The sequence below is a fragment of the Pedobacter sp. CG_S7 genome (genome assembly GCF_040544395.1).
GTDB lineage: Bacteria > Bacteroidota > Bacteroidia > Sphingobacteriales > Sphingobacteriaceae > Pedobacter.
The window spans coordinates 1-26,144 of record NZ_JBEONS010000014.1 but is presented as its reverse complement, the minus strand read 5'-3'; the positions used below and the strand labels follow the sequence as shown (position 1 = coordinate 26,144).

Here is a 26,144-nt window from a genome sequence, read left to right as displayed (position 1 = left end):
TGATAATCATAAGTTTCATATTCTAAATAAATTGATTCGGATTTTCTAATATTATAATGCAATCGGTGCAGCAAGACAACTTTCAGGAATATCAAAAGCTTTTACTAAAGAAACAGCATCCTTCCTAATTTCCCAGCAAAGCTGATTAACCAGCTTACGGATAGATTTCGTTTTTACAGCTTCCATATAACCATCTTCAAGATACCAGCCTTTATTTTTTTCCATCTGCGAAAGTGCATACAGATGACTCAACTTTAATAAGATTTCCTTACACTCTTCATCCTTAATGGAGGCTATGGCAATTTGAAACTGCTCAAGGATTACTCGATCCAGATAAGCATAGGAAACATCAACCATTTGGTGCTGTACCACATTATAGGCATCATAAGGCTCGAGTCCACTGTCAATCAGCTTTTTTAGTCGTTTTGCTAAAGAGGCTAATGTTGTTTTTTCCCTATGCTCAAAAGCAGTCAAATGAAACTTGTCATCGAGTAAATGGCCTTCATCCGTTTTTCGGGTTATAATAGGGTTCTTTTCCGTAATTGCAGTCTTTGCACTCTCTAAAGCGTAATTGATAATTCCCATAGGGCTCATTTCACCAAATGATTTCCGGAACTCGGAAAGTCGGTTTTTTGCTACCAATTGCATCAATACGGTATTGTCGCCTTCAAAAGTGGTGTAAATTTCAGTATCATTTTTTAAGGCATCAATACGATTTTCAGATAGATATCCTTTTCCACCACAGGCTTCCCGACATTCCTGTAAAACATCCCTCGTACTCCAAGTAGCATAAGCTTTCATTCCTGCTGCTAGGGCTTCTATTTCCTGCATTTCAGATTCAGTTTTATCAATGAAACGGTTTGTAAGGTATTGCAACGCAAAATGTATGGCATAAGTTTTTGCCAGCAAGGGAATTAGTCGGCGTTGGTGCATACGGTAATTTAAGATAGGAACTTCCAATCCACCTTCTGGACCAAATTGCCTACGCCGGTCGCTATATATAATTGCTATTGTTAATCCCGTTTTGGCTGCAGTCAATGCTGAACGTGGAATCCCGATTCTACCACCAACTAATGTGCCAAGCATAGTGAAAAACCGGCGGTTATCACTTGGAATCGGACTTTCAAACTCGCCGTTTTTATTAACTGAGGCAAACCGATCTAGCATGTTTTCTTTTGGAATGACAACATTGTCAAAACGAATGGTCCCATTATCAACACCATTAAGGCCCATTTTAAGTCCACAATCACCAATAGAAATACCTTTCAGGATTTCACCGTTTTTATCACGTAATGGAACAATAAAAGCATTAACGCCATAATCATTGCCATCAATCATTAATTTCGCGAAAACTGTTGCCATCTCGCCGTGTAGTGCAGCGTTTCCAATGTATTCTTTCTTCGCATTTTCATTCGGTGTATGAATCGAAAAGGTTTGGTTGTCGTGATTATAGGTCGCCGTTGTCTCCAGTCCTTTCACATTTGAGCCATGATTGGTTTCAGTCATTGCAAAACAGCCAGGCAATTGGAGCGAACCAATATCATTTAAGTATTTCCTAAAATGTTTCTCGGTACCAAGGGATTGTATACTCATTCCCCAAAGTCCAAATTGCACGCCAAATTTGATTACCAGACTTAAATCGTGATAGCTCAATGTTTCCATTATAGCAAAATAAGCAGCAATATTTCCTCCTCCACCATATTGCTTTGGAAAAGCCATATTTCCTAAGTTTTCTTTCGCAAGGATTTTGCACCATTCAAATACTTTCTCCCGATATACAGCAACGTCAGTCGAAGTTTCGTATGCAAATTCCGGTCGACTGATAACTGATTTCACCTTCTTGATAATTTCGGCCTGTTCTCCATCCAAAAGCTGTGTCAGTTTTTCTATGTATAACGTATTGGCGGATTGATAATTAGAAGTGATGATATCTGTATTTTTTCTAAAACTTCCAAGGGCTTCCTCGTCTAATATTCCGAGGTCATTTTCAAGTTTTATAAAAGCAGGACTATGAGCTATTATAGTTTTATCATTTTTTGAAAGCAAAATAGAAATGTCAAAAACGGTCTTGACTGAAGGTTTTGTCTGAATTACTTTTTCTATTTCCGATTTCCATTCGGTAAGCTGCTCCCGAGACGGAGGCGCTAAAATATCAATTTCTGAAAGAAGAATTTCCTGCTCCTGTTTAGAAAGCCAGTTTTGAGAGCCAATAAACTCTTGTAAAGTAAAAAACTCTTTTTGGGTTAAGAGATCGTCTGACCAGACGAGATAAAAAAACGGTATAAAAGCTTTAAGTTTTGTACTTTCCATAGCAACCTTTAATAAAAGTGAAATTTTCACTTTGGTTAAGTTAGTACATTTTAAGGATTACAGTGAATGATTAAGCCAAAAACAACTAATGTATCTTTCTTTATCCTATTAAATTAGGATATGGATATTTCAAAATTTGATTTGCTATTCATTTAATCCCTTTCCATTAAGTATTTGTTGCATACACTTTTCAACCCTTGACTCCCGGGTTTTGGATTGTTTGGGTGCTGAAAAATGTAGTAGGTAGGCTCTTTTCCGTCCCGGTGTTAATGAATCAAAAGCAGTTTTCAAAGCTGGGATAGCATTTAATTTATTTTGAAACTCTTCAGGAATGATGAATTCGGTAGTCTTTTTAAAATTTACTTTCAAACCAGCTTTTTCCACTTCAATAGCTTCATAAATATAGGCTTTCAAAATATTTTTCATCTCCAATATTTCTTGAACATTGGTGAACCTTATTTGACGCCCCGCTTGTACATTCTCCGTTTGTTGGATTAAAATACCATTGGCATCAATCAACAAGGCACCTTTAAAAAACAAAAGCGCACAGTATTCTTTAAATACATGTATTAAAACAAGGTTACTTTTCTGAAACGTGTAACAGGGAACACCCCATTTCAATTCTTCGGTAAGCCCACAGTCAATAACGATCATTCTTAATTGCTCCAGTTCTTCCTTCCACTTTTTGGCTTTACTAAAATAAAAATCAACATTTGGATTCATTCTACTCCTTTTTAAAGTGTATTATTTTATTTACAAGTATCTGGATAAGTGTCGGCTTATTTTTTCGGCCAATTTCACTACCTGCTATAATTTGGCTTTGTTTAATTTGCTTTTATATCAGCTAAATTTTAAATATAAATCATTTTGCCAAACTCCTTTAGCATAATGCTAATAAAAATTAACATAAATTACTACCATTTGACTTTATTGCTTATACCTAAATAAAACTTGATAATTCTATTTTTTAAAAACCATGATGAAGTATAAACATTTAATTAAAGGCTGTTTAATTTTAGCAGCAATTGGAATCGCTTTTAAAAGTGATTCCAATTGGGCATCAAAATTCTTAACTATCTCTACAAATGGGATCATTACCTATTACCCGGATGAGAAGGGTAATACCATTCCTGATTTTAGCCAAGTTGGTTACCATCATGGAAATAAAGAGATCCCTGAAGTAAAAGTTGTAAAAACCGTTTCACCAGTTGATGGTGATGCTAGGGAACTCCTACAAAAAGCTATTGATGAGGTTTCTGCTTTAAAACCTGACATTAATGGTTTTAGGGGGACTATTTTGATTAAAAAAGGGGAGTACCTTGTTACTGGATCACTAAAAATAGCTACAGATGGTATCGTTTTACGGGGCGAAGGTAATGATGAGCATGGAACAAGGCTGATTGCTGATGGAAAGGGAGCCAGGTCATTAATCCAGGTTAGTGGGAAGGGAAAATTATTTGAAATCCCGAACACAAAAATGATCATTTCTGATAATTATGTTCCAACAGGTGCTAAATCATTCCATGTGAATTCTTCAAAAACAAGCTTTAAACCTGGCGATAAAATCATCCTGTCGTTAAAGGTTAATGAAAAATGGATTCAGGACTTGCAAATGGATCAAATTATTACCAGAAATGGGACAAAACAATGGGAAGCAAAAGATTATATATTAAACTATGAAAGAGAAATAACTGCAGTAAAAGGGAATAAAATAACCATTGACAATCCTGTAGTAATGGCAATCGACAAACAGTATGGTGGTGCAGAAATTTATAGATATGAGTATAATGGACGACTGAAAGAAATAGGAATTGAAAATATACTGTTCAAATCTGCTTATACAAGTGCTATTGATGAAGACCATGGCTGGGTGGCAGTTAATTTTAACCATATAGAAAATGGTTGGATTAGAAACATCACCTCAAAATACTTTGGTTTTGCCTGTGTTAGCCTGGAATCAGGAGCAAAAAACATCACTGTCAAAGATGCTAAATGCCTGGATGCAAAATCTATCATCACCGGTGGCAGAAGGTACTCCTTCAATAATAATGGGCAGCAGAATCTATTTATGAACTTGGAAAGCACTGAAGCGCGACATGATTTTGTAACTGGTGCAAAAACCTGTGGACCTAATGTATTTTATAATGGCAAAGCTAGAAATACGCATGCAGATATAGGCCCTCACCATCGCTGGGCAAGTGGAACCCTTTTCGATAATATAGACACTGATGGAGAAATTAACATCCAAGACCGCGGAAATTGGGGAAGTGGACATGGTTGGTCCGGAGTTACCCAGGTGTTGTGGAATTGTAATGTTGAAGGTGCCGCCGTACAAAACCCATGGGTTTCTGGCAAAAACTATGCGATTGGTTTGAAAGGAAAAAAATTAGAGGGCCGTCTGAAAGGGAAACCAGAGGGAGAATGGGAAGGACTAAATAAACCAGGTCTCTATCCATCTTCATTGTATATGGCCCAATTAATAGCCCGCAAAGCGCAGAATAAATAAACTTAAACCTATATTGGTTTAACTATAATTAATTGTGGGAATGGTGAAGACACTATTCCCACAATTAAATTTACAACGGTAAAACAGGGCTAAAATAATTCCCTAGCACATGAATAGATCCATTGGTAGCCAATAAACTACTAGTCCTTATATTCACTAAATCATTTAATTGAATCGGATAATCTGAAGTATTGCTTGGGGATGAATTTAATACCTTTATTAACATACGGGATTCAGGATTAGTGCCTGGAATAAAATTGGTCATTGTAATTCCCGTAGGCAAGCTATTAAAATAGCCAACTGGTGCCAGCGTATGCGCATTTACAGTCTGTAAAGTTGGTATAGTATAATGATCATGAACTCCTTCCAAAATCAAATATAAGAGGTAGTTCTTCACAAACTCTTTGGGGTAACTTCGAAAAGAAGTTCCCACAACATTATTTACTTTTATATTTTTCCACAAATCAGTAGCGGCCAGATTATGTAATAGTATAAATGTTCTTTCCGGTTTTTTATATTCATTAGAATCAATTCCAGCATATTGAATGGCATCCATCATGCTAGAGAATATTTTATCTTCTGCTGTTGTGCCGGCCGACCTGTCCTTTAAATATTGCCAGGTTGTTTTATAAATTTTAGGATCTAAAGTGTGTGGTACGCGATCATAATTTTCTTGAAGATCTAAACCTACCATAGAACAACTAAAAACTACTGTACTAATAACACATACAGCTACAATATTTCTTATATTATTATATATTTTTTTCATAAATATTAATCTTAAATCTATAAATAAGTGGGGTTTTGAACTAACTTTTTATTGTCTTCTAAAACGTTTCTATTAAGAGGTGATAAAAGTTTCCCCGCGTCAGCACCAAAGCCAATGGTAAAAGGCAGACCAGAAATCTTTGTCATTCTTCTGTTTATTATTGGGTCCATAATCTTATTGACATGCTTGGTTCTAACTAAATCAAACCAGCGTTTTCCTTCGCCAAACAGCTCAAATCTTCTTTCTGCCAATAGCGCGTCTTCCATCGCATCTGGGGTGGATACAATAGGATTAACAAGCGTGTATGCTATTAACCCAGATCTTTGTCTTACAAAATTTAAATATTTAAGAGCACCAGCAATGTCTCCAGTTTTATTTAGTGCTTCAGCATAGGAAAGATAAACATCTCCCAATCTATACATCACCAAGTAAACATTATAAGAGCTGGCAATTGGCCCTGTAGTAGTAAAACCTGATGCAGGAACATTATAATATTTCAATAATTTATCATAATGGCCAATACCATCTAAAGTATCAATAGTTTGAGTAATCCTTAAATCGGTTTTATCTGTTTTCCAGTTTTTATGTATTGCAGAGTCTATTCTAATATTATTATTAGATGCACCAATAGAAACAGGGATACATGCACAACCATTATTTAATTGATCCCAATAAATGCTCCAAATAGCTTCTTTGGATGATGTAGGATCCAAAAACAATTTACTTTTCCAATCTGTTGCAGATTCCAGATCACCAATTACAGTACCACCATAAATTTTGCCTGACGGAGCCTTTGCTTTAAACACATTTTTAAACCAAACAATAGCTTCCTGGTAATCTGCAGTTTGCGATTCTGTGCCCGCTCTCCACAAATAAACATCAGCTAATGTGGAAGCAATTGCCGCCTCTCCAATTAACCAAACATTAGGTTTTTGATTCTTTTTAATTAATTCATAAGCTTTTTTAAGATCTGGAATTATAACCTCATTCATTATTTTAGCTTTTGTTTCCCGCGCTTTTTTATCCTCTACCTTATAATCTTCATACGGTTCTGTCCAAATTGGCGCATCACCCCATAAGCGAATAATCTGGAAATAACACATCGCCCGCATAGCATAGCATTGTGCCAGGTTATCATTCTTTATATCTACAGTAACCTTATTATCTAATGCTGCTGCTTGCGGGATATATTTTATTGCCGTATTTGCCCGTCCGATGGTTCTAAAAAGACCCGACCAATCTGTTATAGAATTACCAGAAGTTAGTGAATTAGTGGTTAATTCACGGACAATGTTATTGTTATAATTAGGATGAATATCAAAATTGTCTGATCTGGCTTCACCCCAATAGTTATATTTCCCCGTAAAACTTGTTGTTCCTCCCTGCCCAGTCATTTCCTCCTGAAAAGAACCATAAACACCTGCCATTGCAGCATTTACATCTTTTAAAGATTTAAAATAATTTTTTGTTGGCACTTGTGTTAAAGGCTCTTCTGTTAAAAACTTTTTACAGCCTATAGTGCCTAAAATGAAAAACAAGGAGGTAATTATAATTGATGTTGATATCTTTTTCATGCTTTCTTCTTAATTATAGTGTGATATTAAGCCCTAAACCAAAATCTCTAACTTTAGGATATTTACCTGTATCATTTCCAGGTTGTAACTGGTTGCTGGAACTAAACTCCGGGTCATACCAACTGTAATTTGTATACGTTAATAAGTTTTGAGTGAATAAATAAACAGAAGCTCCTTTCATTTTTAAACGATTAGCTAATTTGTTATCTAACGTGTAAGTAAACCTGGCACTTGCTAACCTGACGTAAGAACCGTCTTCCAAATACAGGTTATTATAACTGTTACGAACACTTCCCCGGGTATCTTTTCTTGATGCCATAGGGTATTTAGTTACATCACCTTGCTTTGCCCAGCCAGTTGTCGCAGCTTCCCAAGTTGGAGGCGAATAAGTAGAGCCATAAGTGTTTTGACCGTTGGCAACTCCATTATAAATATCATTTCCGAATTGTGCATTAAACAAAACATTAAGAGAAAATCCTTTATAGCGGAAAGTATTATTAAAACCTAAATAATACTTTGGAAGTCCATTTCCAGCTATAACTTTATCATTATCATCAATCGAGCCGTCGTTATTTGTATCCTGCCATTCCGTATCGCCTCCTTGTAATTTTATGCCGTTATAATACTTATTACTCACAGGACCTGTATAAGCTTTAGCATTTAAAGTATAGCCATCAAAACTACTCACTGTTTTACCGTCAGCACTCACTACAACATTTACAGGTATTAATCTTTGGTTATCGGCAGTATATGCATTTGAAACATCATATTGATAGACACCTTTATTAATAAAAAGAAAGAAATCTCCAATTTTACCACCCTCTTGAACTAACCATTTGTTACCGGTAATAAAAGAAGTTCCATTCGCTAGTTTTTTAATTCTTGCCTGTGGAAACGTAATATTTGCATTAATATCCCACCCAAAATCTTTAGTAGCAATGGCAGATCCTAGAACAGAAAATTCCATTCCTGTGTTTTGAATACTCCCTAAGTTAATTGCAACTTGAGATTTACCTGATTCTTTAGCTAATTCGGCAGAATACAATAGATCTTTAGTTGTTTTATCATAATATTCAGCAGTCAAAGATAACCTACCCTTTAAAAAGGTTAAATCAACACCATAGTTTTTTGAAGTAGCTGATTCCCATTTAATAAGTGAGTTTCCTAAGACAGCGTTTTCAGCAGCGCCTAAGTAGCCATTGTAATAGTTTCCACCAAAATTTAAAACGGTATAAGAAAGGTAATCCCCAATAGCATCATTTCCTGCAGAACCCATACTAAATCTTAATTTTCCATCTTCTAAGAAGCTTTTACTCCAATCCATGAATTTCTCTGAAGAAAAGCGCCATGCTGCAGAGCCGGAAAAGAAATTCCCATATTTATTATCTTCTCCAAATCTTGAGGAACCATCTCTTCTTACAGACCCCTGTACAATATACTTACCTTTATAACTATAAGATAACCTTGTGAAAATAGAGGCATTTGAATTGGCCGTTGCAAAAGTGCCTGTTTTTAAGGGGTCAATAATACCAATGTTTGAAGTAAAAATATCATCATTTAATAAATCAGTAACTCTAATATCATAATTATCCCTTCTTTTTCTATCGGCTGTTAATCCCAGTACTCCCGAAATGACATGGTCTGTATCAATAGTTTTATTATAATTAAAGTAACCTTGAGCTTCCCAATAGACTTTACGTTCTGAAGACCCTGTACCAGTTGAGACTGCCAGGTTATTTAAAAATCCAGGAGTGACATTTCTATTGTTTTTATTGTCTAACTGGGCATTAAGTTGTGTAGTAAAAGTTAAATCTTCATAAATTTTATATTTAAGTTGAGTATTAAATTGAGTGAGGTAGTCATTATCAACATTTTTATCCAGCAACGCATAAGCAATTGGGTTTCTTTTAGATTCAACAAAACCGGCTAATGAACCATCTGGAGCATAAATACTGGTCCAGGGATTACGCTCAAATATTTGTTTTGCCGTATTTCCTATATTGATAATATTACCAGTTTGATAAGCAAAGGCAAGGTTATTACTGATGGATAATTTTGGCGATAATTGAAAGTTTACGTTGATTTTTGATTGTATTCTTTTCGCATAGCTATTTATAATTAATGCATCATTATCTAAATAATTTAAACCAGCATAATAGGTTATACCTTTTTGTCCGCCGCTTAAACTTAAATTAACAATGTGCTTTTTTGAAGTTCTAAATAATAGATCCTGATAATCATTATCGGCATTAAGATAGGTATTCACAGAATCTACATTACCGCCAAATCCTGCTCCTCCACCTCTAACCTTTCTGAAATACCTCAGTTCATCGGCAGAAATTGTTCTAATCTTATTGGCTAGGTTACCCAATGTGTAAGTGTATTGTACTGCAAGACTGGGCTTACCTTCTTTTCCTTTTTTTGTAGTGATAAGAATTACACCGTTTCCACCTCGTGCCCCGTAAATGGCTGCAGAAGATACATCTTTTAAGACCTCAATGGAGGCGATATCCTGTGGATTAACAAAATTGGCATTTTCACTGATGATGCCATCAATCACATATAGCGGTCCGACACCGGAAGCATTTATGGAAGATGAACCCCTAATTTGAACCGTTCCCTGTCCTAAAGGATCACCATTATCGTTTGTTACCAACACCCCAGAAGCCTGGCCTTGCAAAGCATCAAATAGAGTTACTGGCTGTCTTTCCTGGATATCCTTAGCCGTTACCGAAGATTGAGATCCAGTGAGGTCTTTCTTTCTTGCAGTTTGTCCATAACCAATCACCACCACTTCATTTAGATCGTTAATGTTCTCTTCAAGGGTTACATTAATTTTGGATAGGTTGCCTACCTTAACTTCTTTATTTGCAAAACTTACAAATATAAAAACCAAGACCGCATCTTTCTCAATTACAGAAATGGAATAAGCACCTTTTAAATCAGTTTGTGCACTCTTTTGTGTTCCTTTAATTTTTATTGACACGCCTGGTAATACCCCTCCAGAGGCATCTTTTACTACTCCGGTAACCTTAACTGGAATTTGGGCTAACAAGCTTGTGCTAAAAAGCAACATGCCCGATAAAAAAGCCAAACTCAATAACCATCTATTCCTGCATGCAGCAAGCCTAAACGTGAATTTCTGAAAAACGCTATAATTGTTCATTTAAAAAGAGATAATATGATTTATATTTGGTTATAATGGGTATTTGATGGGTACTTTAGTTGCCAAATTGAATTTTATGACAATAGATATTTAATTAAAAATATGGCAATTTTAGATTTGAAAATTATTACTTTTTATACCATAGGCTTTTAAAATTTATTTCGATTTACTTTTAAACTTTCTGGATATTGCTTCCAGGTAATAATAATCAGCGTAACTTAAAGGAACATCAACTTCACTATTAACCGGCTTGGAACCAGTACTATGATCTAAAATAAAACCTTTGTTTTTGCCCGGTTCTGAAGTATATTTTTTTGCAACATTTGTTAATATTGTATTGTATTTAGTCAAATAAGCAGCTTTTTTCTCACTGTAAGCAGCTAACTCATACAAAGCAGACGCGATTACCGTAGCAGCAGAAACGTCCCTTGGTTCATCTGGAATATTTGGCGCATCAAAATCCCAATAAGGAATAAGGTCTTTAGGCATGTTTTTATGAGTGAAGATAAATCTTGCCACATTTTCTGCCTGCTTTAAATAGGCTATATCCTTTGTGTATCTATAACACATCGTGTATCCATAAAGTGCCCATGCTTGCCCTCTTGACCATGATGATTCATCGCTTAAGCCCTGGTGGGTTTGTTTATGTTCTACCTCGCCATTTTCAGGGTTATAATCAATCACATGCCAGGTACTATAATCTCCTCTAAAATGATGCTTCATCGTAGTATTGGCATGCGCGACAGCTATTTTATAAAAACTAGAATCACCAGTAAGTAATGTGGCTTCAAAAAGTAGCTCTAAATTCATCATGTTATCAATAATGACCGGAAAATCCCATTTATCACTATTATGATCCCATGATCTTATCGCACCAACTTTTGGATTAAACCTTGTAGACAAAGTTTTTGCCGATTGAATGATTACTTCTTTGTATTCTTTATCGTTAGTTAATTTGAAGCCAGCTCCAAAGCTGCCATATATTTTAAAACCCATATCATGAGTTTTGCCATTATACTTTTCTTGTTCAATTAATTTGGTAAAAAGCATGGCTTCCTGCTTCCACTTCTCCTTGTTAGTTAATTGATATAAATACCAAAGTTCACCTGGGAAAAAACCACTTGTCCAATCTTTTGAAGCTACCAACTTTAAATTTCCATCTACTAAAGTTCTGGGAGAAACAAGCTGAGCACCCTCTTTACTTTGTTTTTTTGCCTTTTCTATTTCTTGCAACATCAAAAGGGTCTGCTGTTCTGCCTTTTTTATTTCCTTAGCAGCGTTAAATTGAGATTTACAAGCAAATAAACTTGTAAAGAAGATAAAAGAGAGTATAATTATTAATGGCTTTTTCATCAGTGTATATTAGTTTTTCAAAAGTGATGAAGCTATCATAAGCTTCTATTTATTGTTTTTATTGGGATTAATTCTATTTCTAAAATTTTCATCAATTCTAAACCTTTTATTTTCTCCGGTTTAATAATAAGCTGGTGCTCTCCCGGATTTAGCTTAAAAAACCCTATTTCTTTAACTACAGCACTTCCCGACTTCCCAGATGCCTGTATTTCTCCTTTAAATTCTTGATTATTCAAAAAAATGACATACTTACCAGCATTTTCTTTGTCTTCTAAATATTTTAAAACAATTTTAAACGAAGCAGCAGTGGTGCTTTTAAAGTTCCAGCTTAAATATTGGTCTTTGTTGTTCCAACCAGCAACATAATATTTGTTGGTTTTTCCATCACCATAATACAAACCTTTTCCGTGTAAATTTGAATCAAATGCCAGTAATCTGTTTGTTTCAACATTTTCACCAATATACCTTACAGAATCTATTTTAAGTGGGCCTTCTGTTTCCATTATGAAGACCGCATCTACATCATCAAATGACTGTGCAGGTAAATTAACGACAATGGTTCCATCCGCAGATTTTGAAGTTGTTAGTGATTTTTTGTTCTTGTCGCCCATTATATAAACCTTCCTACAGCCACCTTTCAAACCGCCTATAAGTAATTTATTATCTGAAGGCCAATTAAATACATGCAGAAATAGGAGGTCTTCCTTTTTGGTTATTGCACCCCAGTTTTGTAATGGTAAAGGAGAAGCAGTTACCTTATAAATAGATTCCTGATATTTAGCCATCCAGACAGCCATGCTGTCGAGAATACGCTGATCTTTCACATCAAAACTACCATCACCCTTTGGCCCAATATTCATTAAAATATTTCCACCACGAGAAGTAGCATTAGCTAATAACCGTATAAAATGGCTTGCTGGTTTATGGCTGTTGTCATATTTATTATAACCATAAGATTCGTTAGTAGTAGGAATTGCTTCCCAATCTCCTGTAGCAGGGAAAAACTCTGCTGGCCTATCTGCTGTATTGCTATAATCGCCAAAATTACTTTCGCCTGTTCTCGCTAACCTGCCATTTACAACCACATTTTGATCAACAGCTATAATAGCCTTCAAAATTCTAAGGTTTTCTGAGAAAGGTAATTTATGAGGCGTATCAAACCATAATAGGTCAGGATGGTATTTTTTCAACAACTCCAGTAGCTGAGGAATTGCCTTTTCATTAACATATTTCTGAGCTTTAGGTATTAACTCTGGATGGATATTATACCAAGCCCTTCCTCCGAAAAGATTTCTATCTCCTCCAGGATTATTGTATTCCCAATCATTACCGGGTGCATCAGGATGCTCCCAATCAAAGGCATGAGAATAATAAAATCCAAATTTTAAGCCATACTTTTTGCAGGCAGCAGCTAGCTCAGCTATCGGATCTCTTTTAAATGAGGTCTTGTCGGCAATATCAAAATCAGAATATTCAGATGGATACATTGCGAAACCATCATGGTGTTTAGCTGTAAGCACAAAATAATGCATCCCAGCATTTTTAGCTGTTTTGATCCATTTTTCAGCATCAAAGTTTAATGGATTGAATTTATTTGCCAGTTCAAGGTACTCTTTTTTTGAAATGGTTTCTTTCCGCATCAAATGCTCCGCATATCCACCAACTTCTTTCCCCTTCCATTCACCACCTGCTTCAGAATAAACACCCCAATGTACAAACATCCCAAACTTTGCTTCCCTCCACCACTGTAAGCGTTGGCTTTTATTTTCCATAGCTTTTTTCCACCATCCAGATCTGGCTTCTTCCACTGCTTTCTGATCACGGTTTGTGGCATTATTTTTCATTGTTGCATCCTCATCACCAGCATCTTGTGCAAATGATAATGTAGCTAAAGCCAAAAAAGCGGCACAAGTAAACAGTTTTTTACTAATCATACATTTGGTCTATTTATTCTTCACTAAGTTTCCCTTCGCCGGCCCACCCTCTTAGTAGTGCCTCCATGGAACCCAAACGTTGTGCTCGTGTGGTTACGTTATTTACAGCTTGCATTCCCAACCTATCCTTTAACTGCGCTAAATATAAACTTCTTGGAGTAACATTTTGCCCCCAGTTTTCCCAATAGCCATTACCCAACTGACTTGTACCAATGCACCCTATACCCCAGTTTAAGCTTCCTTTAGGGCTTTCTACTTTAATATCAGATTTGTAAGATTTACAGTTATAAAACATTGTTTGCCCCCCTGCCCAACCATGACCTGAACCGCTATCGCCTCTGTCTTGAACCCTAATTTGTCCTCCGGAAATATTATCGAATAATAAACCAGTAGACCACCTGTGGTGTGGACCAATATCAGCTGTGGTTTCAATAGCCAGGCAATCCAGAAAAACATTTGGCCCAGGTACTCTGGAGCCAGTAACAAAATCATGCCTTCCACCTTTGGTATAACACCGTTGGAATAAATTAAAACTAGCAGCCCCCTCCAAATTAAATGAATATTTTCTTCCTCCAGTAGTAATAGACTTCGGGTTTAGCATGGCACATTCTTCTATGGTATTAAAAAATGAACCCGAACTTATACTAATACCGGCATAACCAAAATACTCACTTGTTACTTTTCTTACCCAGCAATTTTCTGCTTGCTCCAATTCGACGCCTACCCAACCATGGTTTTCATCTTCATCACCTGAAAAAACGGAAGTTAATCTCATGTTTTCTATTCCGCAATTATTTATGCGCTGAGTAGGATTAATTTTATAAATAGAACCTCCTCCGTATTTTTTCTGCATTGGATCTACAATTGGGGCATTTAAGGAAATGCTATCCCCAATCACTGCAACTACTTTCCTTTCAAAACCTATGGCATAACTTGAGGCGGTCCAGCCATATTGGGCCATGTCTAAATCTGCTATCCACAATTGATTAGGCGTTCTATAAACTACAATTTTATCTCCAGCAATAATACCAGCATTACTTTCTATTTTAAACCCTTTCCTACCTGTGGCAACATATTCTGTGGTGATTTTTTTTAATTGCAGCGTCGGCAGGGTTTCTATTCCTTTTATACTAATTAAAGTGTGTTGCGCAGTTCTTGTGGCTTTCAAAATAGTGCCACTGGCTCCTTGACCTTCACCTCTTAAAATGACACCACTTTTTGTGATATTGATGGTATTGCTTACATTATAAGTACCTGATAGTAATAAAATTACTCCTCTAATACCAGATGCATTGAGCGAAAGGCTTTCGACTTCTGTTATTGCAGCCTGAATTTGAGAAAGATTATCGCCGGATAACGGTGATAAAGTTTTTTTTATCTCAGCAACGACAGGAATAGCTACACCGCCCCCTTGATAACCTGCCATAGAAAAATCAGGTATAACATTGACTTTATGCTCTTCCCCCTGATTTGCAAAAAAATTATAACCTAAAGTTCCATCATTTTTAAGGTAGACCAATGCGGTTGGAATATTTGGGGGATTCTCAGGAGGCTTAATAATAACAGGTGGCTCCTTAACGTCATTAATCACACTTTCTTTCTTCTTACAAGAAAAAAAAATTACAGAAATACAAATTAAAAAACAATAAAGTGCTTTCATAGTTAAGGATTGGTTTATAAGTGGTTTTACTTATGCAATAGACTCAGAATTTACAGTTTATTGTTTTATTCTTTTGGCATTATGATAAAGGATATTGGCTTAATGTTTTTTTACTTTAGATTCACCGTTATATCATTTTCTTTCTGATCTCTAAATACTTTTAGAAGAGTAGTTTTTTTGGATTGTGAGTTTAACCTTGCTGATATTAAGTCTTTTATATTATTAATTAGATAACCAGACATCTCAATAATGACATCATTAGGTTTAAGTGCAGGCATTAATAAGCTATTTTCTTTAATTTGGAGCACTAAAACACCTGTCTCTCCAGCCATCCCTGTTGCAGACCTTTCTGCAAGAGTAGTTAGGTTTTTAACGGTTACTCCTAAAAAGTCATAAGTGGCATCTTCTTTCCAGATCAATGGCAATAATTTAGGTAACGTTACTTTTTTAGACTTAGATTTTAGATTCGCCGAAACAACACCAAACTCCATCTCAAAATTCTTAAAGCCTATATCAAATGCTTTAGAACTTTTTTTCAATCTATAATCTCCATTTTGCACATCCATATAGAGTGCATCTCCTGCTAAGGAATTTTGATCTACACCAAATACTTTTACATTTTGAAGTGATATTTCATCATTAAAGAAGTTACTATCTACATCCTTTCCCCAATCATTAACTCTAATGGGGAAATAAACTGCACCCAGAATATTGTGTTTAAAAACATCAGTACTATTCTTAAACCAAACATGGGGATGAAAAGAGTTATTAAGGATGATATTATTTTCCACTATGCGGTTAAAACCTTCCCGTAATTTTAACCCGCCATTGAGACAAACATTATTTTTGATAATATAATTGCTCGAACCGTCATCTAAATCAATATCCCAGCCATTATCACAGCGGAACCTATTATTAAATAGCAGCGTTGGTTTAACTGCATCCAGGAAAATCAATTCAGGATGTTTTGCCACTAATGTATCCATTAAATCTCTTTTGGGATGCCAAAAACGATCTCTTCCCCATGAGTTGAAAGCGCCATGATCTCCCGTCTCTAATACCGTATTAAATACATCATTAAATGCTATTACATGTCCTCCCCAAGTGCCTTCATTGATGTTAATTCCTGCTCTTGGAACATCATAAATAGTATTATGACTGATCTTGATATCCTGTGACATGGAGATCTGTACTCCAGCGGTTTGTTTTTCCACCTGGCCAATATCATGGATGAGGTTATCGTAAACAGTACATGCAGCAGGGAAATTTTTACCGATCGGACCCACCTTTTTGTCGATTTTATCAAAGGCTACAAAATCGTTATACTGGAAAGAAGGTGATCTCACTGCATGTGGATCGCCTACAAAAACTATGGCATTACTACCACAATTAAAAATATGTGATCCTGAGAGCAAATTATTTCTGTTATAATTACTGTAGACAATTGCATTTGCACCCATTTCACTAAACACACAATTTTCTATTTTTAAATTCTCTGCTCCTTCTATTGTTAATGCTCCCTTTCGATAAATCGTCCAGTCACTACGTAGCAATGGCTCCCTGTTTTTCATGAATGTACGCAGCGTATGACTAAAAATAAGCCCTTTTATCACCAGGTTTTTTACTGGATTATTTTCAGTTCCTTTAATTTCAATTAGAGTTTCCAGTTGTGGGACTTCTATTAAAGCTTTTGATAAATCCTGATTAGTCTTTAGATAAAGCATTTGCAAATGTTTATCAAAATACCATTCATTTAAAGTATCCAGTTCTTCATATATATTTTCCACAAAACGATATTGCTGATGAATAGTAGATGGTCTATTATTTTGCCATCCGCCCTCCAAATTCAATTCAGAATCCCCCTTTTTGCTAGTAATTAGAAAAGAAAAACCTCCCCACATACTAGCCTGCATGGCATGCAAATAACCTCCTCTAGGATTATTCCATTTTTTAACACGCGCAGCACTGATCGCATCTGCTCCAGCGCCTCCAAAAGGTAGTTTTCCCTTTTGATAATTTGGATACCTTGCCATTTGCATGAGTTCTCCGTTTACAAACATTTGATCAAAAATCAAATTCGAATTTGTAAACTTTGCATTAAATAATTCCTTAACTCTTGTCCAATGAAGTGGAATTTTTCTTGACCCTTTAATGGTCACTATTTCATTTTTATACGGAACAATTGTTAATTCTTTCTCCTTTTTACGACTGTCTTTTTCAGTAAAAACCAACGTTTTATCTAAATAATATACACCTTGTCTGACTAGGATATTTAATTTTTCATTTGGATATTTCCTAGCCTCCATTTGCGCCCTTAATAAGGTTGCAAACGGATTTTTTATAGTGCCAGAGCTGTTATCGCTTCCGTTAGTTGCTACGTAAATATCTTTAGCGTAAACAGGAGAAAAATAGGTGCTAACCACTACAAATGAAATGATGAATTTGAGGCTTTTTAATTTTAGACAGTCGAAACTAATATTATATGAAAAATATTTTTTTAAAAACAGAAATGAATTGATTAGCATATTTTCGTTCACTTTTTAATGATTTATTGAATTGCAATAAAGCTATAATAATTGGCCTTTACTTTTTGCTTTTTAGCAAAAGACTCTGCTTGATTGGCTTTAAATGTAAATTTCGCAGGAAATAAATGACTTAGGCTTAACTTATTAAGTAATAGTTGCCAATATAACTTAATCATATACTCATCTATTAAAATGAAATCCATTTAATTATTGCGTAATTGCATATTATAATCAAGAGTTTGATTTCCAATAGTTATCTACTTATTTCATTTGTAACCAAATAAATTTAATTTCAATGCATTTTAAGAAAAAAGTAAAAGGACTTTTAAATATTACCTTAATAGGTACCTTATTTCTTTTAGCTACAGTGAACGTCAATGCACAGCAACAAAAGCCAAATATTGTATACATCTTAACAGATGATTTGGGCTATGGTGATATTGCTTACCTCAATAAAAAATCTAAGATAACAACCCCAAATATTGATAAACTTGCTTCAGAGGGCATTTATTTTAGTGATGCGCATTCTAATTCTGCTGTTTGCACACCTACAAGATATGGAATCCTTACAGGAAGGTATGCGTTTAGATCTCCTCTAAAAAAAGGTGTGTTGCATGGCTATTCTCCAGCTCTGATAGAAAAAGAAAGGCCAACGGTCGCTACATTTTTAAAGGACAATGGTTATGCCACTGCATGTATTGGGAAATGGCATTTGGGACTTAACTGGGTAAAAAAAGATGCAGCTAAACCAGCTGGCACTTCCGGTAGTGGAGTTAAAGTAACAGCAGCATATGATGATAATATAGATTATAACTTAAAAATAGCAGATGGCCCATTAGACCATGGTTTTGATTACTCCTATATCATACCTGCATCCTTAGACATGAGTCCATATTTTTATATCAGAAATAATAAAGCGGTTTCTGCACCAACCTCCTATACTAAGGGATTAAGTGAAACAGACGGTCGTGGTACAATGCGCAGAGCTGGCAAAATGTCGCCTGGATTTGATTTTCAACAAGTTTTACCAAATTTCATTAATGATGCAGTAAGCTACATCGATGATCAAGCTAAGTCAGAAAAGCCATTCTTCCTTTATCTTGCCTTACCATCACCTCATACACCATGGGTACCATCAGAGGAATTTAAAAACTCAAAAGCAGGCAGATACGGGAACTACGTTGAAGAAACCGATTTTATGGTTGGAAAGATTTTTGAAGCTTTAAAGAAAAACAACATGGATAAAAATACATTAGTGATTTTTACAAGTGATAATGGATCTGACTGGAAACCAGAAGATATTGAAAGCACTGGTCACCATGCCAACTATGTATTTAGAGGTAGAAAAGCAGATGTTTTTGAAGCTGGACATAGAATCCCATTTATTGCGAGGTGGCCAGGAATGATAAAAAAAGGATCAACCAGCAACCAGATCATGTGCACTACAGATTTATTTGCTACAGTAGCTAAAATTATTGATAAACCATTACCTGCAGAATTTGCTGAAGACAGTGAAAACATGTTAGCAGCATTTAAAGGTTTTTCAAAAAAACCTATCAGAGAGTCAATTATACATCATTCACTGTCGGGCTATTTTTCTATTCGAAAAGGAGACTGGAAATTAACTACCCAATTGGGTTCAGGAGGATTTACCAATCCACGCATACTAGAACCAGCAAACGGAGAAGCACCAATGACCCTTTACAATATGGCTAAAGATATTTCAGAAACAAAAAATCTATATTTTGAAAAGCCAGAAATTGTGGCAGAACTACAAAAGTTGTTAAAAAAGAATTTAAAAAATGGTTACAGCCGACCCAACTTTTAAACTGATTCACGTAACACAGCACCCCTGATTTAAATTTACAGGCTTTGTGATAAGTGCATACGCTTGTAGCGCCGTTGTTTTTGCCATAACAAACGTGCAGTTCCTTGCAAATAGGTTTTTATTTTATCAGCCTTGATATTGATATTTGCCATTTCAGCAAACTTATCAGGCCTGAAATCTGCAAGATAAAAATATTCATCACGCACATAATTATCACCTGCAGCATTGCGTCTTTCGGGTGTGGTTGTACGGTCTACCTTCCCCGCAAACTTACCATTAGTTGGCTGAATAGTGGCAAGAACTACATCAAAATAAGTGTTGGCGAAAGGCAAAAGATCACTGTATTTTATTCCATAACGGCCACTATGATAAGCTATCCATAAACCTTCAGCATCGTAAGCGAAATGATTTGCATCTTCAATAGATCCTCCTACCGCATACTCCCAAGTATATACTGCTGTTCCAATAGCTGAAGTTTTAGGTACTAATGTCGAAAAAAACCAATCGATATTTGGCTTTACAATAGCATCATAGCGCATCAATCTTTCCTTGTCATCCTTTAATAAAGCATGACATTCTGATAAACGCACTAAACTATTTGTTACCATAAACAGTTGATTCCATGGAGCAGGACCATCAGGTTTATATTGATTAGGCGCTCCAGGAAAATACAAGCGATTTCTGTCATTTTTTCTCACAAACCTTGGTATAATCCATTTATCCATCACATAATCAGCCTCCGTAATATATTTTAATGCTCTTTGTTTGTAAGTAGCACCGAAACCATTAGGATCGCCGGTAGGCACATTTAAATTCCATATCGAAGGATTTTGCAAGATCAATTTCGCACAAAAGGCCATATGAGCTAATACTGATCCCTGCTCAATTCCTGCTTTTGCGACTTCATCTTTAGTCACAGGCCAGATGGGTTCTATGGCTCCAGTCCACGCAATTTTTTGCCCTCCCTCAGCGGATGGTAAGAGGTCGTTTCTTCCTGCTAATGACCTATCGCAATAAAAGATCATTCTGTCAAGAATAGCGATATCTTTTGTTGCATCATACATTAAGCCACAAGCTTCAATAGCCTTTCCAGGTAACCCAAACACCCAAATATTACCATAATTCTGTGTAGGGTTCGGATTATAAGTTGCAATGAAATTTTTAAAAGCATTTAATTCATTTGTTGTAATTGGACCTGTTAATTTTTCCACCATCAGCTCTTGTGCTTTTAGTGTTTTAAATACAATGATGAATTGCAATAAAATAAGCAGTAATATTATTTTAGAGCTTAAGGATTGGCGATTGATCATTATGAGTTTGATTATTTTATAGTAGCATTAATGTATTCGCAAAATAAGTTTTTCATTTGTTTTTCAAAGATGATGAAACGTTCATAAGCAATGAAATAAGAATGTGAAGTCTGATCTCCTCTCAGACTTCACATTCCACTTTATTATGGTGTTACTAGTTTAAAATCAGTATAGAAAGTATCAATAGCAGCTGCTTTTGGTATATAGCCTGTTCTATATTTAAAAGTAGTACCGATTTTAAATGATGGAAATATTGTAGAAGCAGCCAATGCTGGTGGTATTCTTGGATTAACAATATTAGGTATTTTATAGTTTTTCACTGTTTTTTCTATTCCATTCAAGTCTATATATTTCATTTCAACCACAGCAACTTGATCTGATGCTCCAAACCATTTAATTTCTAGGCTTTTGTCTGCTGCCTTGTATAAAGTACTTTCAAAAACTCTATTAGTTAAAACACTTGCGTACCTATCTCCATAAACAATTCCAATTGCTTCAGTTTTCACAGAAGAATTACCTTTATTGTCAAAATTATAAACTTCAAAAGAGTAGGATTTCTCTAACATATTCCCGAGTAAAACAGAAATGGTATCTGTCCCTTTACTTCTTTGAACATTTACAATTGCAGAATCTTTCTTTTCATTCCAATAGATTACACTTTTCGTAATCTTTGGATCCGATAATAATAACCAGGAAACTTTAATTCGGTTTCTTCCTGAAAATACTTTAACGGAATCTGCCTTTCCAAGGTAAATTATCTCACCGCCCTTGGTATACTCCATGTATCCATCTTCCATTTTATCGCAAGAAGCAAATAAAAGCGGGAGAATCAATAGGGCAAAAAACCTAATTTTATATAAATTCATCATTATATCCTTAATTGTAAATTAATTAACCTTACCCCACAAGTTTATCTCTGCGATATGTAGAAAACCAGTTTGTCCATCAATTGAAGACCAGTTATCTAAATGTTTCCATCTTAAAAATCTTACTGCAGGCGCATCATCCCGAATTTGGTATTCCTGTCCTTCTATTTGAGCCGCTAAATCTGCAGCTGTGTTAATACCTACTGCACTTCCCGATGGTTTTTCCATAACATATGAGCCCAACAAAACCCAGTTTTTGTAACCTCCATCGGTATCAGGATTTGTACTTCCCCATAACTCCCATCGATGTGGGTTACCATGTCCATAAGCAAAAGTCTCCCCTTGTCTTTGCCAAATCCTATACCGCCTTAGTTTAGCAGTAACCTGCATGTCGAACGTTATTGATAGTGGAATTGGAATATTTTGAGGTGTATGATACAATGTAGCAAGGTTTTTATCCCACATTCTAGTAATCACATAAGTATTACTATAGTTCCCAGCTTCTCCAGGAAATCTCGCATCTTTAAAGTTCTTAGGTATCTCCTCCTCAAAAAGCGGCGTGTGTTTAGCGGTCAACGTATCTGATCTATTATTCCACCTGTCTTTAATAAGAACACCAAATGTAATTTCACTTACTTCTTGTCCCCTAACAGAAAAGTTTCCTGATGAACCGTTAGTATAATAGTTATCCAGTACCACCCAACCACCTTTAATATCCTTTCTTAATACCTGAATGGTAATATTGTCATTAGTAGGATTTTGAAAGGCTACATTAATACCACCAAATGTTGCTTGAATAGCTAGTGAATTTCGAGCTACAATTATAGGTGGCGTTAATGGGTTTATTTTAACTTTAACAGGTACTGATTCTTTCTCAGATCTACTCACCGCATAAAGTGTTACTTCATATTCTTTTGCTTCACCAAATCCATCTACAACAACATAATTTTTACTAAAGGAAGATTTCGTTTCTCTTTGTTGACCATTAACCTCATAAACTGCCTTTACATATAAAAGCCCTTCATCAGCTGGAACCTCATAAGAGATTTCTGCAGAACCAGCCATATTTTTCACATGCACCTCTTTTACCGGACCAGGAACTCTTGAGTCATCATTTATAGGTCCATGTATATCCTCCTTGCACGAGAACATAAAAAGCGCACATAATAAAATAATGGAATAAGTATTTTTTAAAGTTTTCATTTTCAAATAGTTTAAACAGATTATAACCATCCTGGATTTTGCACCAGGTTTCTATTTTTTATAATTTCTTGGGTTGGAATAGGCCAGAAATAATCTCTAAGTCCAAATGTTTGCTCAAAAAGAATTTTCTCTCTGTAATATTCAGAAGGCACTTTATAATCTATATCCCAACCTCTTACGTTATCATTTAAAACTTCAGGTGCTAATTTCCATCTTTTAAGATCCCAGTATCTTTGTCCTTCAAAAGCAAGTTCAATCATTCTTTCCTGTTGCACAATTTCCCTGAACCCTTCTTTTTTCAAGTGTTTACCAACTTGGTTTACCCAATTAGCATTGGACCAGGAAACTTCGACATCTGGTATTCCGGCACGATTTCTTACCAGGTTTATCCAGCGATAAGCTTCGGCATCAGGACCTTTCCATTCATTTAATGCTTCCGCATAAAGTAAATAAAGATCAGCCAGTCTTATTTCTGGCCATGGATATTGTACCATATTAAAATTCCCATCCGTACCGGTATTACTTGTGAAATGAACTAATTTTTTTATCATTAAACCAGTAATAGAATATTCGGATAGACCAGAACGAGCTGCTGTTTCTCCGCTTTTCGCAGAAATATTCAACATGGCAGATGATTTATAATTACTATTCGCTCCTACACCGTTTCCGTACCAAAAGCCACCATCGAATCCTAAATCAGCATAATAGCGAGGCTCCCGATCAAAATTTAGTTTAGCAGTTTGGTAATTAGATTTGATATAATATTTATTGTAAACATTATCTGCATTATCAACAGCATTAGTTGGTATTGTTCTTAAACTAAAACGATCTGTATAATTCCAGGTTTTATCTTCTTTAATCGGAATTCCGTTTTTTGAATAGAATAATTCAGCCATTTTTAAGGTTGGACTAATGACTCCTTTTGCGCCACTTGAGCCCCTTGGCCCAGCAGCAAGTAAAGGCATCGAATAACTCTGTGTCAAGGCAGTCATACTTAAAGTATTTCCCCAAATAATTTCAGAATTCCACTTTTCAGTTACTGCTGTACGGATGTCTAACTGCACCTGTGTTGCTGGTACCAATTCATAAATTGCAATTGTAGGATTGAAATGATGAAGCCTGAAACCTGAAGATTGACTTAAATCTATTGCTTCTTTACAGGCATTTACTGCTCTTTCCCATTTTTTATTATCTGAAGTTTGATTAAACAATTGCCTGTTAAGGTTATCCCTGAAGCCAGAATAATCCACATTTCCATTATATAATGGACTTGCCGCCATTACAAGTAATTTAGCTTTAACTCCTAAAATTATTGGCCTTGTTACTCTACCCAACTCCGCAATATCGTTCTGAATAACAGTAAGCATATTTTCTTCCGCAGCGGCTTCATCCAATAATTGAACAATATAATCTACGCAATCATCGATAGGCTCCCGATATACTTTTAACGCTTCTGTACCGCTGGTGATATCAAGGTTTTCTTTAACCAAAGGAATAGGACCATACATCTTTAATAAAAGATAATGGTAATAAGCTTTTAGGAATTTAACTTCAGCAATCCATCTTTTCCTTTCCGTTTCATCCAGATCTTTTACTTTTTCAATATTTTTAAGAAAAATATTGCAATCTCTGATGCCTATCCACATATTACCCCAATAACCGCCAAGAGGGTTTGCGGCATTTTGATTTCCACGGGCAATATCCCAATAAGTTGTACTTCCAGTGCCTCTTGCCGGAAACATATACCAAACCTCATCTCCCGCATTAAAGCCAGGGTTAGCATCGTAACTTCCATTTTTTGGAAGGTAAGAGTAACAAGTAAAAAGAAACTTTTCTGCCTGCGATCTCATGCTAAATGCATTTTCTAATGTGGCAATATTATCGGGTACGATATCCAAGTATTTTTTACAAGAACTTACCGACCCCAATAGAGTAATGATAATTAAAATTTTTATGTGTCTCATATTTTTTTATTTAGAATCCTACCTGTAGACCAAAATTTATTACGCGCTGAACAGGATAATCTAGACCCCTTCCAGCCTGCTCAACATCCCATAATTTAAAGCCGGTAAGTGTTGCTAAATTGGTACCACTCGTATAAAATCTAAGATTTTGCATCTTAACACGCTGTACAAGTTTTTTGGGTATGGTATAGCCAAATTCTACAGATTTAAGTCTTAAAAATGCACCATTACGCATAAACCATGTACTTTGTTGGCCATTATTTGCATTATAAGTAGAACTTAAACGTGGCCATAAAGCATAAAGATTTCTGTTTTCTTCTGACCAATGGTTATCAGCATAAGCTTTTAAAAGCTGGTTAACTGGCACACCTGATAAGGAACTTGCATCAGACGAATTATAAGTATAGCCTACAAAAGGAGCAGTAGCACCTGTGTTTATCCAAAAGGAAGACCTCGCAGAGCCTTGTAAGAATGCAGAAAAATCGAATCCCTTAAAACCAGTACTAAAACCAAAACCATAGATAATTTCAGGATCTGTGGGGTAACCGATAGGCACCATATCCAGGCTGGAAATAATTCCATCTCTGTTTACATCTCTATATTTAATATCCCCAGCCAAATACTCCCCAAAAGTTTGCTGTGGAGAATTTCTAACATCCTCCTCATCTACAAATAAGCGCTCTGCAATATATCCCCATTGTTGTGAAAGGGGTTGTCCAACCCTTGATAAATAGCGTTCAGTATAATTTGGCTCCTCAAAAACTTCAAAATTACTTTTAGCATAAGTAAAATTTCCTCTGGCAGTTATCCACAGTGTATTGTCAAAATTCTTAGAATAATCAAGAGAAATATCAACTCCACGCCCAGAAGCTTTACCTAAATTAGAGTACGGTGTTGCTTGCAAACCAAGCGTGTTAGGAACAGAAGCTCTTGCCATTAAAATATCACTTCTTACATCTGTAAAATATTCTGCTATGAGATCAAAACCTTTTACCAGAGTCAACTCCATAGCCAAGTTCATTTTCTTAGATGTTTCCCAGGTAATCTGGTTATTGTCGTACCTGCTGATAGATACACCTGGCCCAGGGTCAACGCATTTAAATTTGATTTAAAATTTTAAGGAGAAATTGATCGTCCCAGCCGGCTTTTAGCCTTTTGGTTACCAGAGACCCCTTT

General features: G+C 35.7%; 16 protein-coding genes. 2 read left to right on the top strand and 14 right to left on the bottom strand.

Annotated elements, in window-relative coordinates; all coding sequences use genetic code 11:
- Positions 1 to 51: 51 nt before the first annotated feature.
- Both AAKU52_RS09325 and AAKU52_RS09320 read right to left on the bottom strand, forming a co-directional pair.
- Entirely contained in the window at positions 52 to 2,310 is a 2,259-nt protein-coding gene (locus tag AAKU52_RS09325; RefSeq protein ID WP_354332633.1) for an acyl-CoA dehydrogenase family protein, read from the bottom strand.
- 144 nt (positions 2,311 to 2,454) lie between these two features.
- Positions 2,455 to 3,033 carry a YdeI/OmpD-associated family protein gene (locus AAKU52_RS09320; RefSeq protein ID WP_354332631.1) on the bottom strand — a complete coding sequence of 193 codons (579 nt, stop codon included), beginning with the start codon at positions 3,031 to 3,033 and terminating at the stop codon, positions 2,455 to 2,457.
- A gap of 253 nt (positions 3,034 to 3,286) precedes the next feature.
- On the opposite strand from AAKU52_RS09320, the gene AAKU52_RS09315 reads away from it, so the two are divergent.
- Complete coding sequence (locus AAKU52_RS09315; protein ID WP_354332629.1) at positions 3,287 to 4,816, top strand: hypothetical protein; 1,530 nt, start codon at positions 3,287 to 3,289, stop codon at positions 4,814 to 4,816.
- Between the two features lie 70 nt (positions 4,817 to 4,886).
- Here the strand turns inward: AAKU52_RS09315 and AAKU52_RS09310 are convergent, their stop codons facing one another.
- The 7 genes from AAKU52_RS09310 to AAKU52_RS09280 form a co-directional block, all read right to left on the bottom strand.
- Positions 4,887 to 5,585, bottom strand: coding sequence for a hypothetical protein (locus AAKU52_RS09310; protein ID WP_354332627.1), 699 nt, complete (start codon positions 5,583 to 5,585; stop codon positions 4,887 to 4,889).
- Between the two features lie 17 nt (positions 5,586 to 5,602).
- On the bottom strand, positions 5,603 to 7,159 hold the full coding sequence (locus AAKU52_RS09305) for a RagB/SusD family nutrient uptake outer membrane protein (RefSeq protein ID WP_354332625.1): 1,557 nt from the start codon (positions 7,157 to 7,159) through the stop codon (positions 5,603 to 5,605).
- Positions 7,160 to 7,172: 13 nt separating this feature from the next.
- Entirely contained in the window at positions 7,173 to 10,325 is a 3,153-nt protein-coding gene (locus tag AAKU52_RS09300) for a SusC/RagA family TonB-linked outer membrane protein (RefSeq protein ID WP_354332623.1), read from the bottom strand.
- Between the two features lie 156 nt (positions 10,326 to 10,481).
- A complete protein-coding gene (locus AAKU52_RS09295; protein WP_354332622.1) occupies positions 10,482 to 11,678 on the bottom strand; it encodes a glycoside hydrolase family 88 protein in 1,197 nt (398 codons plus the stop codon).
- A gap of 35 nt (positions 11,679 to 11,713) precedes the next feature.
- Entirely contained in the window at positions 11,714 to 13,612 is a 1,899-nt protein-coding gene (locus AAKU52_RS09290; RefSeq protein ID WP_354332621.1) for an alpha-L-fucosidase, read from the bottom strand.
- 13 nt (positions 13,613 to 13,625) lie between these two features.
- On the bottom strand, positions 13,626 to 15,272 hold the full coding sequence (locus AAKU52_RS09285) for a hypothetical protein (protein WP_354332619.1): 1,647 nt from the start codon (positions 15,270 to 15,272) through the stop codon (positions 13,626 to 13,628).
- A gap of 110 nt (positions 15,273 to 15,382) precedes the next feature.
- Positions 15,383 to 17,797, bottom strand: a complete 2,415-nt coding sequence (locus AAKU52_RS09280; RefSeq protein WP_354332616.1) for a PDZ domain-containing protein — start codon at positions 17,795 to 17,797, stop codon at positions 15,383 to 15,385.
- A 295-nt stretch (positions 17,798 to 18,092) separates the two neighbouring features.
- Here AAKU52_RS09280 and AAKU52_RS09275 point away from each other — a divergent pair, with 295 nt between their 5' ends.
- Positions 18,093 to 19,625 (top strand): sulfatase family protein, encoded by a 1,533-nt coding sequence (locus AAKU52_RS09275; protein ID WP_354332614.1) that lies wholly within the window; start codon positions 18,093 to 18,095, stop codon positions 19,623 to 19,625.
- A gap of 35 nt (positions 19,626 to 19,660) precedes the next feature.
- Here AAKU52_RS09275 and AAKU52_RS09270 read toward each other — a convergent pair whose 3' ends face one another.
- The 5 genes from AAKU52_RS09270 to AAKU52_RS09250 form a co-directional block, all read right to left on the bottom strand.
- On the bottom strand, positions 19,661 to 20,935 hold the full coding sequence (locus AAKU52_RS09270) for an alpha-1,2-mannosidase (protein WP_354332612.1): 1,275 nt from the start codon (positions 20,933 to 20,935) through the stop codon (positions 19,661 to 19,663).
- A 143-nt stretch (positions 20,936 to 21,078) separates the two neighbouring features.
- Positions 21,079 to 21,804 (bottom strand): DUF4998 domain-containing protein, encoded by a 726-nt coding sequence (locus tag AAKU52_RS09265; RefSeq protein WP_354332610.1) that lies wholly within the window; start codon positions 21,802 to 21,804, stop codon positions 21,079 to 21,081.
- An 18-nt stretch (positions 21,805 to 21,822) separates the two neighbouring features.
- Complete coding sequence (locus AAKU52_RS09260; RefSeq protein WP_354332608.1) at positions 21,823 to 23,004, bottom strand: DUF5000 domain-containing lipoprotein; 1,182 nt, start codon at positions 23,002 to 23,004, stop codon at positions 21,823 to 21,825.
- Between the two features lie 20 nt (positions 23,005 to 23,024).
- Entirely contained in the window at positions 23,025 to 24,968 is a 1,944-nt protein-coding gene (locus AAKU52_RS09255) for a RagB/SusD family nutrient uptake outer membrane protein (protein ID WP_354332604.1), read from the bottom strand.
- 10 nt (positions 24,969 to 24,978) lie between these two features.
- Positions 24,979 to 25,977 carry a SusC/RagA family TonB-linked outer membrane protein gene (locus tag AAKU52_RS09250; RefSeq protein ID WP_354332602.1) on the bottom strand — a complete coding sequence of 333 codons (999 nt, stop codon included), beginning with the start codon at positions 25,975 to 25,977 and terminating at the stop codon, positions 24,979 to 24,981.
- Positions 25,978 to 26,144 lie beyond the last annotated feature (167 nt).

Excerpts from the sequence above, each read along its gene's own strand:
- AAKU52_RS09290 (WP_354332621.1), bottom strand. The coding sequence starts at position 13,612 with ATGATTAGTAAAAAACTGTTTACTTGTGCCGCTTTTTTGGCTTTAGCT.
- AAKU52_RS09300 (WP_354332623.1), bottom strand. The coding sequence starts at position 10,325 with ATGAACAATTATAGCGTTTTTCAGAAATTCACGTTTAGGCTTGCTGCA.
- AAKU52_RS09270 (WP_354332612.1), bottom strand. The coding sequence starts at position 20,935 with ATGATCAATCGCCAATCCTTAAGCTCTAAAATAATATTACTGCTTATT.
- AAKU52_RS09255 (WP_354332604.1), bottom strand. The coding sequence starts at position 24,968 with ATGAGACACATAAAAATTTTAATTATCATTACTCTATTGGGGTCGGTA.
- AAKU52_RS09265 (WP_354332610.1), bottom strand. The coding sequence starts at position 21,804 with ATGATGAATTTATATAAAATTAGGTTTTTTGCCCTATTGATTCTCCCG.
- AAKU52_RS09310 (WP_354332627.1), bottom strand. The coding sequence starts at position 5,585 with ATGAAAAAAATATATAATAATATAAGAAATATTGTAGCTGTATGTGTT.
- AAKU52_RS09275 (WP_354332614.1), top strand. The coding sequence starts at position 18,093 with ATGCATTTTAAGAAAAAAGTAAAAGGACTTTTAAATATTACCTTAATA.
- AAKU52_RS09320 (WP_354332631.1), bottom strand. The coding sequence starts at position 3,033 with ATGAATCCAAATGTTGATTTTTATTTTAGTAAAGCCAAAAAGTGGAAG.
- AAKU52_RS09305 (WP_354332625.1), bottom strand. The coding sequence starts at position 7,159 with ATGAAAAAGATATCAACATCAATTATAATTACCTCCTTGTTTTTCATT.
- AAKU52_RS09295 (WP_354332622.1), bottom strand. The coding sequence starts at position 11,678 with ATGAAAAAGCCATTAATAATTATACTCTCTTTTATCTTCTTTACAAGT.
- AAKU52_RS09250 (WP_354332602.1), bottom strand. The coding sequence starts at position 25,977 with ATGGAGTTGACTCTGGTAAAAGGTTTTGATCTCATAGCAGAATATTTT.
- AAKU52_RS09315 (WP_354332629.1), top strand. The coding sequence starts at position 3,287 with ATGATGAAGTATAAACATTTAATTAAAGGCTGTTTAATTTTAGCAGCA.
- AAKU52_RS09285 (WP_354332619.1), bottom strand. The coding sequence starts at position 15,272 with ATGAAAGCACTTTATTGTTTTTTAATTTGTATTTCTGTAATTTTTTTT.
- AAKU52_RS09325 (WP_354332633.1), bottom strand. The coding sequence starts at position 2,310 with ATGGAAAGTACAAAACTTAAAGCTTTTATACCGTTTTTTTATCTCGTC.
- AAKU52_RS09260 (WP_354332608.1), bottom strand. The coding sequence starts at position 23,004 with ATGAAAACTTTAAAAAATACTTATTCCATTATTTTATTATGTGCGCTT.
- AAKU52_RS09280 (WP_354332616.1), bottom strand. The coding sequence starts at position 17,797 with ATGCTAATCAATTCATTTCTGTTTTTAAAAAAATATTTTTCATATAAT.